Source organism: Paenibacillus jiangxiensis (assembly GCF_046098255.1).
Lineage (GTDB): Bacteria > Bacillota > Bacilli > Paenibacillales > Paenibacillaceae > Paenibacillus > Paenibacillus jiagnxiensis.
The window spans coordinates 93,816-108,234 of record NZ_JBJURI010000019.1 but is presented as its reverse complement, the minus strand read 5'-3'; the positions used below and the strand labels follow the sequence as shown (position 1 = coordinate 108,234).

The following is a 14,419-nucleotide window of genomic DNA, read 5'->3' as shown; positions in this document are numbered from 1 at the left end:
CAGTGAACTGGCAATACGCTTCATTCGGCAGGCCCGGAGGATTCAGCCATCGCCGCCTCCAGCATACTGCCGTCGTCTCTGCTCAGCTTCAGCTTGCGTTCAACGATATCCCCGTCTGATTGCATGAGGAGTGTAACGGTCTGGCCTGGCTGAAAGCTCTTCATCAGCTCATTGATATCAATGATGGACGTCATACGTTTTCCGTTGATGCTGTAGAGCTCATCGCCCTCGGCAATCTGCGCCTGCCGCGCTTCCGCTGAAGCGACCCCCTTCACGGTAAGCGGATCGTCTGTCGGAAGGCCAACGATAGCGGACCAGCTTTCCTCAAGCTCCAAGCCAAGGCTTGCCCGCCGTACCTCCCCGTATTTAAAAAATTGGTTGATGACATATTTAACCGTATCTGCCGGGATCGAGAAGCCCATATTCTCAATGCCTACTGCGGAAAATTTCATCGTATTAATGCCGACGACCTGCCCTTTCAGGTTGACCAGCGGTCCGCCGCTGTTGCCAGGGTTAATGGCCGTATCCGTCTGAATCAGCTTGTAAGAGGCGTTGACCCCGCGATTCAGCCCGCTAACGACGCCCGTTGTCGCTGAGTTACGCAGGGAAAAAGAGATCGGTGTCCCGATGGCGATCACCTGCTCCCCGACCTGCAGCTGCGCGGTAGAATTCGCAAACACCGCCGGCTTAAGATTGTTTGCGCTAATCTTGATTACAGCCAAATCGCTGACCGGATCGCTAAAGCGTTCCGTAATGCCATAGGTTTTGCCGTCGGATGTGACAACCAGCACTTCGTCCAGTCCGTCAATAACATGCGCGTTCGTCACGATCCACCCGTTGCTCTTGATAATAACGCCGGTGCCGTGAGCCAGATTGTAGCGGTCGCCGCCGGAAGAAGCATCCGAAGAAGCCGGACGGCCGATAATGCCAACCACTGAGGGCGAAACCTTTTCTACAACCTGTGGAATCGTACCGGTAGACAATGTATAAGTCCCGCTGGCTCCGTTGTAAGTGCCGCTTGTCCCCAGCGCTTTATTGAGGTCATTTACATTGACATAAATAGAGCCGTTGATCTTTTGCGCCTTTAACGCCTTTTCGCCCGCTGCCGCAGCCTCCGTACCGCTGCTGCCCAGAAGTACAACTGCCCCCAGACCTGCAGCGAGCCAAGCATTCCCCTTTGTTCTCATACTTCACCTGTTTCCTCTCTCACCGCCATGCCTGATATTCAGCACTTGCGGCCTGACTATGTATCTAGGTTTATACTAATCTATTTTACCGTAAAATTCTCCTCAATTTCTTTACAGATGCACATCTGTGAAAGAGCAAGAATAGATTGGTATAGATAGTATGAAATTACCATAAAATTGACATGAAAAACAAATCAAAATAGTCCTATTTTTTTGATTTAGCGGAAGTTTTTCTTGAGATATTAGGAAGGTTATTCAAGGAGGTTTTTCACGTTCCAATATCTTTAAAAAGCCCGCAGCCACCCTTATTCCTTTAGTGACTGCGGGAGGAACCTGATGCTGCGTTTACCCTGCACAATGATAGCTTTGTAATCTATTACTCCAGACTCTCCAGTCTACGAATCTTTCTCTATAACTGGTGGCAGAATCTTGATAAAATCCAGAACAAGGCTGTCGCTTCCAGAGGTTCTGCTAATCAGCGCATAGCCTTCAGGAATTTTAAATGCCAAATCCCCATCATACACAACCCGGAAGTACGGATCCTCACGATAATGCGTAGAGGCCTGCCATTTGGCTTTTCCTCGTGCATCCAGCCCTGTAATGACGATGCCATGCATGGTCAGCCCGCTTTCGCTGTCAATGATGTCATATTGATCCTCTATGCGGACCAACGTCTGGTCATCGGGGATATAGGCAGTGTCTGCGCCATATTCCGGAGACAAGCTCACTGGCTGAAACCGGTGATTGAACACAAGTGTCTGCTTAACATGTTTCTTCTTTCCCCGTTCGAACTCTCCGGTTACAGCAATCCGGCCATCATTCAGCTTTTGTATTCCCGATATCTTCATAGCGTTGCCAAGCTTCAGACTTATCCTGTTCTGCTCTTTGCCGTACACATCTGCCAGAACGACCGCGGGACCACGTCCACCACGCCCGCCGGTCTGGTTCAACACCATGGTATAACTGCTCCCATTGCCAATAAGCCAGCCTTTTTCTATATGGCGCGTCACTTTATGCCAAAGAAATTTGCCTTCCCGATCATATTTGCTGACCGCGAACTCATCCGCTGACTCATCAAGCGAGGAGACCAGAAATCCGCCGTCCTGCAAAGGCTCCAGACCGATTCGGGTATCCGTGCTGCTGCCGAAGAGTTCTTCCGTTTGCAGGGGATATGACCACTCGGTATCCCCTCGGCGATCCGTACGAATCGCGAACAGTTCCCTGTCTGACTGCTCATTTATATAATCTGCCAGCCACAGCTGTCCTCCGTCAGCAGTTTCACGCTGTATGCCTCTGCCTGACCTGGAGCCGGCTTGCTTGTTCAATGTGATAAAATGTGTCCACAACGGTTCAAGCTCGGTGTCCAGTTTGTTATATGTCACTTTAAGAACACTGGACGCTTCGTCATTCTCCATCTGGAGAATAGCAAAACCTCCGCCTGAGACAGGCTGAATGTAATTTTGCTCATAGCCCTCATCGTCGAAAGGGCCGATTGCAGTGCTTGTTGCAATTTCAGCTTCCAGCGGTACGCCTGCCGCCGCTCCTGCCATACCTGACAGCGTGGTCGAAGACCCGATTACCAGCACCGACAGCGCAACTCCGGACAAAAGCTTCATCCATTTCTTCCCTCGGCCAGCTGCTCCATAAAAGTTCAACTTCGCTACCATCCTTTCCGTATGTACCGTCCAATTGACAGCTGTTAGTTTGCTCCCGGACACGCCGGAAGCCCTGTGTCCGATCCGATGCCTCTCTATATTCCATACGGCGAAGCTTCTCTCCTGCATGACCAGCAGCCCTTTTACCGTTAATTTTAGGCCTATTGTCACTCCTCCAAAAGCATATACGTTGTCCGGATACATATATATGTATGCGAAAAAATCGCAGACATGAAATTATTTACCCTTCTCCCTGGCCGCCAAAACGTCTTTTTTGCAAAAAGAAAAACCCTGTATAACCCGGACCGGTTTCCGTTCGAGTATAACAGGGTGACAGTCAATATTATGGGTTCACTCAGCCAAGCTCGGCCGCGAGCAACGCTTTACTTCTTTCCGTATCCCGTTCCAGCACAGGCTTCAGGTATTTGCCGGTATAGGAGGCTTCTACCTGCACCAGTTCCTCAGGCGTACCTGTAGCTAAAATGGTGCCGCCTCCGCTGCCGCCTTCCGGCCCCAGGTCGATCAGATAGTCCGCCGTCTTGATGACATCAAGGTTATGCTCAATGACCAGAACGGTTTCTCCCGAATCCACCAGGCGGTGCAGCACCTTGAGCAGACGGTCTATATCGTCCACATGCAGTCCCGTAGTCGGCTCGTCCAGTATATAAATCGTTCTGCCGGTGCTTCGTCTATAAAGCTCGGAAGCCAGTTTTACCCGCTGCGCCTCTCCTCCGGACAGGGTTGTCGCCGGCTGGCCCAGCGTAACATAACCGAGACCGACATCCAGCAAGGTTTGGATTTTACGGTGTATTTTAGGGATATTCTCAAAAAACTTGGTCGCATCCTCGACGGTCATTTCAAGAATATCCGCGATGCTTTTGTTCTTGTATTTCACTTCAAGCGTCTCGCGGTTGTACCGTTTGCCTTTGCAGACCTCACAAGGGACATACACGTCAGGCAGGAAGTGCATTTCAATCTTGATAATGCCGTCCCCTTTGCATGCTTCACAGCGTCCGCCTTTAATGTTGAAGCTAAAGCGGCCTTTTTTGTATCCACGCACCTTCGCTTCATTGGTCTGTGAGAACAGATCGCGGATATCGTCAAAAACACCGGTGTAGGTTGCCGGATTGGAGCGCGGCGTGCGCCCGATCGGAGACTGGTCGATATCAATCACCTTGTCGAGGTGCTCCAGCCCACGGATTTCCTTGTACTGTCCAGGACGTACCCGCGCTCTGTTCAGGTCACGGGCCAGTGTTTTGTATAAAATCTCGTTAACAAGCGTAGATTTGCCGGAGCCGGATACGCCCGTTACCGCAGAGAATACCCCGAGTGGAATCTTGACGTTGACGTTCTTCAGGTTGTTCTCCTTGGCTCCCCGTATCTCCAGCCACTTATCCGACGGCTTGCGTCGTTCCGGATTCACCGGAATGAATTTGCGTCCGCTGAGATACTGGCCTGTCAACGAGTTGGGATCGTTCATGATTTCTTCCGGTGAGCCCTGTGCGATAACCTGTCCACCGTGGATGCCTGCTCCCGGACCGATATCAATAATGTAATCGGCGGCAAACATCGTATCCTCGTCATGCTCAACGACGATCAGCGTATTGCCAAGGTTGCGCATATGCTCAAGCGTCTGGATCAGCCGGTCATTGTCACGCTGATGGAGTCCGATGCTGGGCTCGTCCAAAATGTAAAGCACACCCATCAGACTGGAACCAATCTGGGTAGCAAGCCGGATGCGCTGTGCCTCTCCCCCTGACAGCGTGCCTGCAGCACGGCTCATTGTGAGATAATCAAGCCCCACATTGACCAGGAAGCCCAGGCGGCTGTTGATTTCTTTCAGGATCAGATTGGCGATGGACCGTTCCTTCTCGCTGAGATCCAGCTTTTCAAAGAAACTGCGGGCTTCTCCGATCGAAAGGTTCGTGACATAAGCCATATTTTGCTCGTTGATGGTCACCGCAAGGCTCTCCTTCTTGAGCCGGTGTCCCTTACAGGTGCCACAGGGCTTGGATCCCATGAAGCCTTCGATGAATTCACGAATCCCCTCGGAAGCCGTCTCACGATAGCGCCGCTCCAGATTAGGGATAATCCCCTCGAAGGCAACGTACGCCTCCTTGCGCTGACCAAAGTCATTCTCGTAAACAAAGCGGACCTTCTCTTTGCCAGAGCCATACAGAATAATGCTCATCTGCCCTTGGGTCAGCTCGCTGACCGGCACGTCCTGTGGAATGTCGAAGTGCTCGCAGACCGATTTAAGAAACTGCGGATAATAATTGGAAGTGCCTCCGCTCCAAGCTTCAAATGCCCCCTCCTCGACGCTCTTACGCGGATCGGGAATGAGCAGCTCCGGATCGACGATCATCTTGACACCGAGTCCGTCGCAGTCAGGGCATGCTCCGAACGGGCTGTTGAACGAAAACATCCGCGGCGCAAGCTCTTCGATACTGAAGCCACAAATCGGGCAGGCAAAATTGGAGCTGAAGCGCAGCTCCTCCTGTCCCATAATGTCAACCAGCAATTGACCGCCGGACAGCTTCAGCGCTGTTTCGATAGAATCCGCGAGCCGAGCCTGTACGTCCTCTTTGACGACGATCCGGTCGACAACCACTTCGATCGTATGCTTTTTATTTTTCTCCAGTTCGATTTGCTCCGAAAGATCCCTCAGCTCGCCGTCCACGCGAACGCGAACAAAACCCTGCTTGGCAATTTCGGTGAACAGGCTTTTATGTTCTCCTTTACGGCCGGATATGACCGGTGCCAGAATCTGCAGGCGCGTTTTCTCAGGATATTGCATGATCCGGTCCACCATCTGCTCAACCGTCTGGGAGGTGATTTCAATACCGTGTTCCGGACAATGCGGCCGGCCGATCCGCGCAAAAAGCAGGCGCAAATAATCATAAATCTCCGTTACTGTGCCTACTGTCGAACGCGGATTGCGGCTCGTCGTCTTCTGGTCAATGGAGATGGCCGGGGACAGCCCGTCGATGGAATCCACATCCGGCTTCTCCATCTGCCCCAAAAACTGGCGGGCATACGCCGACAAGGACTCAACGTAGCGCCGCTGCCCCTCAGCGTAAATCGTATCGAAGGCAAGCGATGATTTACCCGAACCGCTCAGCCCGGTCAGCACGACAAACTTGTCGCGCGGAATGGTGACATCGATGTTCTTCAGATTATGTGCCCTCGCACCTTTGATGATGATGCTTTCATTCGCCAAAAGTTTCATCTCCCTTTTATACAGCACATTCCGGCCATTAAGCCGGACTGGCAGTCCGGAACAGCCGCTGCTTTATGTAAAGGGAACGACCAGGAATAGCGGCCGTTCCCATCAAAATAATAAACAGATCTGCATCTGCTGATATCCTAGCGCAGTGATTCCTTACTCCGCTTGCAGCTCCAGCAGGGCGTCGCGCAGCTCCGCCGCACGTTCGAACTGCAGGTTCTTCGCGGCTTCCTTCATCTCTGCCTCAAGACGCTGGATAAGCGACTGCCGTTCCTTCTTCGACATCTTGCCCGAAGGGCCGGGAAGATAATCATTGCGGGACTCAGCAACCTTCGTCGCTTCGATGACATCTCTGACCTTCTTGCGGATCGTCTGTGGAGTGATACCATGCTCCTCATTGAATTGGATCTGGGTTTCCCGCCGTCTGGCCGTTTCCTTGATAGCCCTGTCCATAGAATCCGTCACCTTGTCGCCGTACATGATGACAAGGCCCTCGCTGTTGCGGGCCGCCCGGCCGATCGTCTGAATCAGGGAGCGGTCGGATCTCAGGAAGCCTTCCTTGTCCGCATCCAGAATGGCCACCAGGGAAACCTCGGGCAAGTCCAGCCCTTCCCGCAGCAGGTTGATGCCGACCAGCACGTCAAAGGTGCCGAGCCGCAGATCGCGCAGAATGGACATCCGCTCCAGCGTTTTGATCTCGGAGTGCATGTAGCGGACCTTGATTCCGACTTCCTTCAGATAATCGGTCAGGTCTTCCGCCATCTTCTTCGTCAGGGTCGTGACGAGCACCCTTTCATCCTTCTCGACCCGCGTACGGATTTCCCCGATCAGATCGTCAATCTGCCCTTTGGTCGGACGGACTTCAATTACAGGATCGAGAAGACCTGTAGGCCGGATGATCTGTTCAACCATAGTGTTGCATTTCTCCAACTCGTACGGTCCCGGTGTGGCAGATACATAGATAATCTGTTTTACCTTGTCTTCAAATTCCTCAAATTTGAGCGGCCGGTTATCCAGTGCGGAAGGCAGCCGGAAGCCGTGCTCCACCAGCACCGTCTTCCGGGCCCGGTCCCCGTTGTACATTGCGCGGATCTGGGGCAGCGTCACGTGGGATTCATCGATGACAATCAGCATGTCATCCGGAAAATAATCCATTAGTGTGTAAGGAGTTGCCCCCCGCTCACGGAACGTCAGCGGCCCCGAGTAGTTCTCGATGCCGGAACAGAAGCCGACCTCCTTCATCATTTCAATATCATAACGGGTGCGCTGCTCCAGCCGCTGCGCCTCAAGCAGCTTGCCTTCCGCCCGCAATAGGGCGAGACGTTCCTCCAGCTCCTGTTCAATGTTCACCAGCGCTACCCGCATTTTCTCTTCACGGGTAACGAAGTGAGATGCCGGGAAGATCGCCACATGCTCGCGTTCGCCCAGCAGCTCCCCTGTAAGCACATCAATCTCCGTAATGCGTTCAACTTCATCTCCGAACAGCTCGACCCGGATCGCATGCTCCCCCTGGGACGCCGGAAAAATCTCAATGACGTCTCCGCGCACACGGAAAGTACCCCGCACAAAATTAATGTCATTGCGCTGATATTGGATATCCACCAGCCTGGACAAAATTTCATTGCGGGGTTTCTCCATTCCTACGCGCAGGGACAGCAGCAAGCTGCCGTATTCCTCCGGAGAACCGAGACCGTAAATGCAGGAGACGCTCGCCACAATGATGACGTCACGACGTTCAAACAGCGAGCTGGTCGCCGAGTGCCGAAGCTTGTCGATCTCTTCATTGATACTTGAATCCTTCTCTATATAAGTGTCGGAAGACGGAATATACGCTTCCGGCTGGTAGTAGTCGTAGTAGCTCACAAAATAATCAACAGAGTTGTTCGGAAAAAACTCCTTAAACTCGCTTGCCAGTTGGGCAGCGAGTGTCTTGTTGTGCGCAATCACCAGCGTTGGCCTTTGCAGCTTGGCAATGGTCTGCGCAATCGTGAATGTTTTCCCTGTTCCTGTCGCACCAAGAAGCGTCTGATGCTTCTTCCCCTGGTGAATCCCTTCGACCAATTCAAAGATCGCCTTGGGCTGGTCGCCTTGGGGGGAAAACTCCGACTGAATTTCAAAAGTCTTGCTGCTGACAACAATATCGCTCATTGCCCTGCATCACCCTTATCGTCTAAAATGGAAGCACTGGAAACTGCAAATTTCGATTCAAAACATCTATAGTATTCAAAAGTATTCAAAAACAGACGGCATTTGCCGTTTAAAAACTATAGATTGTTGTTAATATCGTGTGAATGCAATCCTTCCGCATTCGAGGCAACCTCTTCTATGTCGATATTTCCCGAGAAATGAAACGGAAAATATATGTTGAATAAGAATGTTTGTTCCCGTACCATTATAACTCTTTCGGGTATGGGATGCAAACGTAAAGTCTGGATAGGAGTGAACATAGTTGGATATCACAATACTTCTTGGAATTGCTGCAGGCCTGGCCGCTCTGATCGGAGGTTTCATGCTGGAGGGCGGACATTTCTCCGGGCTGCTGCAGTGGACGGCCGCCCTGATCGTTTTTGGCGGAACAGCCGCGGCCGTCGTTATAAGCTATCCCGTCTCCAAGCTGCGTACTATACCGGAAGCGCTACGCATTGCTTTTGGAAAGGAGCCGCTGGACAAGGGCCAGCTTCTGGAAGATATTGTTGCGATGTCGGCGATTGCGCGCCGTTCGGGTGTGCTTGCGCTTGAGCGTTCGTCGATGGATCACCCCAACGAATTCCTCCGGGAGGGCATTCAGCTCGTCGTTGACGGTACGGATCAGGAACAGGTGAAAGAGATTCTGGAAGTGGGGCTTGACGCTGTGGAGCAAAGATATGAAGGGTACGCCAAAATATTCGATTCTGCAGGCGGATATGCGCCAACCATGGGAATTATCGGTACGGTCATGGGGCTGATTCATGTGCTGGGCAGCCTGACCGAGCCTTCCGAGCTGGGCCCTTCCATCGCGTTGGCTTTTACAGCTACCTTATATGGAGTGGCCAGCGCCAACCTGATCTTCCTGCCTATCGCATCCAAGATTCGGGCGCGCGGCGAGGATGAACTTAGTACACTGGAGATGCTGATGCAGGGAATTATCGCGGTGCAAAACGGCGAGAACCCGCAGCTTGTGCGCAAAAAGCTGGAGTTCCACCACCGTCCGGACAGACGGGCGATTCCGCCCACCGACTCCAAGGAGGCCCTGAATGAGAGCACGCGCTAGCCGCCGGCGCCGCGGTCAGGAGCCCGGAAGCAGAGACCGTTGGCTGATCACTTACGCCGATCTGATTACTCTGCTGCTTATATTTTTTGTCATGATGTTTGCTATGAGCCGGCTGGATACGACAAAATACGATGATATCACGCAGGCCCTGCAGAATACGTTCCATACAGGGGATTCCATACTTGAAATGGGCTCAGGCCTGACCGGTAAGGCGGACGTAAACACAACACGCAATCCTCCATCTGATACGGAAAACAAGGGAAGCGAGGGGACGGATACGCTCAGCCAGCGCGAGCTGGCTTTCAGGAAGCAGGAGCAGGAACTGCAAAACCTGATGGGGGTCATTCAGAAGTATGTGGAGGACAACAATCTCCAGAACCAGATTTTCGTTGCGGATGAGCCGCGCGGGATTTCCATTACACTGAGTGACCGTTTCCTGTTTGATTCGGGACGGGCGGCGCTTAAACCCGGCTCCGCTCCCACGTTGGCCAAACTCGCCAGCCTGTTCCGCAATCTGGACACTCCTGTAAGCATTGAAGGCCACACGGATAATACGCCTGTGGGAAGCGGCTCCGTCTACCGCGATAACTGGGATCTGTCAGGCGCACGCGCGCTGTCGGTGCTGCGGTTTTTCATCGACCGAGAGCAGCTTGACCCGGCACATTTCCAATATGCCGGGTATGCCGATACACGTCCCGTAGGAGATAACTCCACCGCCCCCGGACGCCAGAAGAACCGCCGCGTGGAGATCACCGTGCTGCGGCAGCTGCAGCAGTGAGATAAATGTAAGCCTCTGTATCCTGTCGAATGTCTGATGGATGCAGAGGTTTTTGATTTTGGCTCGCCATTTATATTAAGGTAGTTAAGTGTACAAGTTATTTGTGAGGAGGGATCTGATTGAGACGTCGTGCATTTGAGCGACCAACGGAGCATTATGATGAAAGCGTATCCCATATTGATGAGCAGATTTGCTCGCTGTTAATGCAGCGCAAGGAAATTGCAAACAATCAACCTGGTTACCCGCCGTTCGAGGTTATTGCTAAATGGGCGGATTCCTACGAACTCTATGAAGACTTTCTTAAAATGCTATTCGGCGTATTGCTAAGTGAGGAACATTATAAACCGATTGTCGAGCCGGCCGGATTCATAAAGCTGATCCCTGTATTAAACTACAAGGAGCATGAGGAGTTCTTCTATACGATCAGCTCCGTACGACAGTACAGCAACGCCAGTGTCATAAACCTGGATATCGATTGGGACGAGACTAACGAGCTTCTTGGACACAGCAAGGAATTCAGCAACATTGAGCTGCACCTGCCGGAGCCATACAGCTGCCGTTTTCATAGTGGCGTAAGCAACGAAGGGCACGCTTCCTATAGCTATGTCGTATCTCCTCCACTGCCGGACGATCTTTCCGGTATCAGCTTTGTTTTTAGAAAGTTCAGTGATCCCTTCAAGCGTGAGACTGCGAGTTGTGAGATCGAGATCGTGATTAGAGACTGACTGATTAAGAAAGCATGGAAACCGCAGAGCAGCGGACCACAGCGCCCCTATTTAGTTCAAAAAGCGGCTCAGCAGCACATGAGTGGACCGTATAGCCTTTATTTGTAGAAAAACCACCTTGTACTGTAAGGATTTACTCCAATAAGGCCCCCTGAGTCCACATTCAATCGAATTAGCGCCTAATTGGTGGGAATAAAGTCTCCTCGGTCCAAAGACTTGGGGAGATTTCGCGTGAATAAGCGAATGGATTAATAGTAGGGACATGCACGCAGCAGCGGAGAGGACGAAGCGATTCCGAAAAAGCGGAGCGTTCGCCTTTGGCCCCGAATTTCTTCCTTGTAAATTATAATCCATAGAAATTTGGGGCCAACAGCGATTGTAGGAATGCTTCGTTCTCGGAGCGCCTTACAACAACAAAAAGGAGCGCCCAGGCCGGTCAAAGCCTGTTGGGACGCTCCTCCATCTTACAAATCCACCGGATTCTGCGCTCGTCCCGGCAGTCCTTCCACCGACTCCCGCGCTTTTCTGCGGCGGGCGCCGGTGCGCATGGCAATCACTTGATAGATCGAGGCTTGCCGTGTTGGCACCGACCAACCTTCATCAGCATCCGGTGCAAACACCAGCCCCAATTGATGATGGTCTCCTTCATACAGCCCTCGCTGCAGGAATTTGCTCTCCCCCCGCAGATTGCGGATCTCCAGTTTGCAGAACGCCGCATTTATCCGAAGAGCCTGATGCAGGTCCTCCCTGGACCGGATCAGCATACCATTCACCCGGTAGACAGATTCTCCTGCGATAATGTCAAGCTCGTCGGCAGGACTGCCCGGAAGCACAGCCAGGACACGCAGCCCTTCTTCCGGATGGACATACAGGGGACTGAGCTGGCTCTCCTCGAAGCTGTCAAACCAGACAAGCGCTTCATGTGCCAAAAAGGAGAAAAGCGCCGCAACCAGCATTAACGGGCTCCACCACCCAGCCAGCAGACTGAGCGCCAGCAGCACCAGGCTGTACAGGAGCAGCCGTTTGGCTGAGTTGGCAGCTTTATGGAGGGGCAGACGCCCGGTCGTTAACCCGCTAAAGCCGATGATCACGGGCAGTGCGGCGAGCATATACCCCGTCTGATCGCCGAACAGCGTTGGCCAGGGGAGCGTAAGCCCTCCCTCCTGCACGGGAACGAGCAGAAGCAGCGGCACAGGCCAATAATCCTCCATCCGGTAACCCCCAACCAATCTGCCGCGCTTGCCTTCAAAGTACATTGGAGTAGCCGACGTTCCGCGCTTCCAGAGAAGCAGCAGCGCTTCCGCTATATGCAGAACCGCAACCAGCAGCAGTAATGCGGGCATGTCCAGACCACGAATCACAGCTGCCACGTTCCCCAGCCACCCTTCAGGCTGCCAGCCGTCTGCCAAGCTAACGACAAACTGGACAACGCCGAGCATTCCTGCCGCATAAGCGAAGCACAGATAACGCACCCGCAGCAGCATGAGCAGGCCGGTGCATACCCATAAGCTGATTACAGCCCCTGTTGTGAGGTGAGCGCCAATGAACAATCCAATGGCCGAGACGAACAAACCTGCTGCCAGTCCGCTCCAGATCGTACGCCAGGTCTGTGGCCACCAGCCGTGCAGCCTCGTATGAAACAGCTTCCGCTCCAGCAGCATTTGCCGACGGTAGCCCAGGGCAACGACGATAATTGAAATATAATAAAACGGCTGCGTCAGCAGCTGCAAGCATGCATTTAATACGTTCCATCCCCATTGTGCAGCCCATTCCAAAAGCTATTCACTCCTCCCGCTGGTACCCTGTTCACAGACAGGTAATGGTTGTCTACCCTGATGTATGTACGGGACATATACGAAATCTACAAGAAAGGAGGCTGTTTCCAGCCTCCTGCTGCCTTATTTTGAATTCGACGCGCTTGCCGCAATTTCCTTCCGGATTTGTTGAATTCCACGCTTCAGCTGTGTATCGTTTTCCGGATTACGGATATTCTCAATCAGAGCGGCCTCAAGCTTGCTGGCCGTTTTTGCATCAATAGTTCCGCTAGCGGTCAGTCCCGCTTGTTTCTGGAATCCTTTGACGGCTTCTTCCGTCGGTTTATCGAAATAACCGTCCTCGCGGCCCGGATTGTAACCGAGGCCCTTCAGCATGATCTGCGCATTCTTCACATCCGTATTGTTCATGTTGTATTCAAGCAGCTTCTCTTTGCTGAGTGGTGCTACACTAAAGTATTCAGGCTGGGATACCGCAATATTCGGTGCGATGCCCTTCTCGTGAATCCAGGTGCCGTTAGGCGTCAGCCACTTGGCTATCGTAATTTTGAGCAGGCTTCCGTCGCCCATTTGCTTGTCATAGCTCGTCTGGACGGTGCCTTTGCCGAACGAGTTTTCACCGATCAGGGTAGCGCCCGCTGACTGCTGCAGAGCACCCGCCAAAATTTCAGAGGCGCTGGCGCTGCCTTTATTCATCAGAACAGTAACAGGATAAGGCTTGCTGGAGCCCTTGGAAAGTTCCTTCTCCCGCTTCTGGTTCTTGTCCTCCACCTGTACGATCGTTTTGCCCTTAGGCACAAACTGCTGCGCAATATCAATGACAACGGAAAGCACACCGCCCGGGTTGTTGCGCACGTCAATGACGAGACCCTTCATATTCTGCTTCTCCAGCTTCACCAGTTCTTCCTTGAACCGGTCTGCCGTATTCAGAGAGAACTGGGTAATTGTGATGACACCGACTCCATCCTTCTCCATATGGGCAGTGACGGTTTCCAGATCAATATCATCACGAACAATCTTGTATTCGAGCGGATCCGTCGATCCGCCCCGCTGGATCTTGATTTTTGCTTCGCTGCCCTTTGGCCCGCGGATTTTGGATACGGCATCATTCAGGTCAAGCCCTTCCAGTGATTCGCCGTTCACGGATAAAATAATGTCCTGTGCCCGCAGGCCCGCCTTCTCGGCCGGTGAGCCTTTGATCGGAGTGACGATGACGACCTTTCCATTCTCGGAAGAAACCTCGGCTCCGATTCCCGTAAAAGAGCCTTCGATCGATTCTTCGAATTGTGCAGCCGTTTCCTTGCCCATATAGGAAGAATACGGATCATCGAGCGCTTCCATCATGCCATTAATAGCACCGTCCACCAGCTTGGTCCTGTCGACATTTTTATAAAACTGCCCTTCGATCAATCCCATCGCGGTTTGAATTTTTTTCATATCATCCCGCTGTGAAGCATTCCCCGCAAGGCTGGCCAGCAAACCTTCACCCGGCTCGCTTCCTGCCCCCCCGGAATATCCTGTATAAGCAAAGGTCAACAGGCTGCCCCCAAGCAGTCCGATCACCATTAGCATTACCGCCGTGCTTTTTTTCAACACGAACCGTTCACCCGCCTTTGTATGTTTTTCCATGAAAACCATTCTTATATTATGTCTTATAGCCAGCGAAATAACCCCTAAAACTGTGCAGGCTATGGCGCAGCTAAAAAAAGGGCCGCTCTCCCATTATCCACTGATCGAACGGATATTTCAAATAAGCATACTTCTGGCGCAGGTTGAATATCCACCATTTTACAAACAAACCCTATTTATAACCGGTTAAGGGCTCA

Annotated in this window: 9 protein-coding genes; 3 read left to right on the top strand and 6 right to left on the bottom strand. The window is 52.4% G+C overall.

What is annotated here, in order from left to right; translation table 11 throughout:
* Positions 1–20 precede the first annotated feature (20 nt).
* The 4 genes from ACI1P2_RS18490 to uvrB form a co-directional block, all read right to left on the bottom strand.
* The gene (locus ACI1P2_RS18490; protein ID WP_355321329.1) at positions 21–1,187 is read right to left on the bottom strand and encodes a S1C family serine protease; all 1,167 of its coding nucleotides are present in this window, start codon (positions 1,185–1,187) and stop codon (positions 21–23) included.
* A gap of 395 nt (positions 1,188–1,582) precedes the next feature.
* Positions 1,583–3,013, bottom strand: a complete 1,431-nt coding sequence (locus tag ACI1P2_RS18485) for a hypothetical protein (RefSeq protein WP_355321328.1) — start codon at positions 3,011–3,013, stop codon at positions 1,583–1,585.
* Between the two features lie 184 nt (positions 3,014–3,197).
* Complete coding sequence (uvrA, locus tag ACI1P2_RS18480) at positions 3,198–6,062, bottom strand: excinuclease ABC subunit UvrA (RefSeq protein ID WP_355321327.1); 2,865 nt, start codon at positions 6,060–6,062, stop codon at positions 3,198–3,200.
* A 162-nt stretch (positions 6,063–6,224) separates the two neighbouring features.
* Positions 6,225–8,216, bottom strand: a complete 1,992-nt coding sequence (uvrB, locus tag ACI1P2_RS18475) for an excinuclease ABC subunit UvrB (protein ID WP_355321326.1) — start codon at positions 8,214–8,216, stop codon at positions 6,225–6,227.
* A gap of 301 nt (positions 8,217–8,517) precedes the next feature.
* Between uvrB and ACI1P2_RS18470 the strand changes: the two genes are divergently transcribed.
* From ACI1P2_RS18470 to ACI1P2_RS18460, 3 genes are all read left to right on the top strand, one after another.
* A complete protein-coding gene (locus ACI1P2_RS18470; protein ID WP_355321325.1) occupies positions 8,518–9,318 on the top strand; it encodes a flagellar motor protein in 801 nt (266 codons plus the stop codon).
* Positions 9,302–10,096, top strand: coding sequence for a flagellar motor protein MotB (locus tag ACI1P2_RS18465; RefSeq protein WP_355321324.1), 795 nt, complete (start codon positions 9,302–9,304; stop codon positions 10,094–10,096). Before ACI1P2_RS18470 ends, ACI1P2_RS18465 begins: the two co-directional genes overlap by 17 nt.
* Positions 10,097–10,215: 119 nt before the next feature.
* A complete protein-coding gene (locus tag ACI1P2_RS18460) occupies positions 10,216–10,821 on the top strand; it encodes a hypothetical protein (protein WP_355321323.1) in 606 nt (201 codons plus the stop codon).
* 464 nt (positions 10,822–11,285) lie between these two features.
* Here ACI1P2_RS18460 and ACI1P2_RS18455 read toward each other — a convergent pair whose 3' ends face one another.
* Positions 11,286–12,596: a serine protease gene (locus ACI1P2_RS18455; protein WP_355321322.1), complete on the bottom strand. Its 1,311-nt coding sequence runs from the start codon at positions 12,594–12,596 to the stop codon at positions 11,286–11,288.
* 123 nt (positions 12,597–12,719) lie between these two features.
* Positions 12,720–14,189 carry a S41 family peptidase gene (locus ACI1P2_RS18450; RefSeq protein WP_355321382.1) on the bottom strand — a complete coding sequence of 490 codons (1,470 nt, stop codon included), beginning with the start codon at positions 14,187–14,189 and terminating at the stop codon, positions 12,720–12,722.
* Positions 14,190–14,419 lie beyond the last annotated feature (230 nt).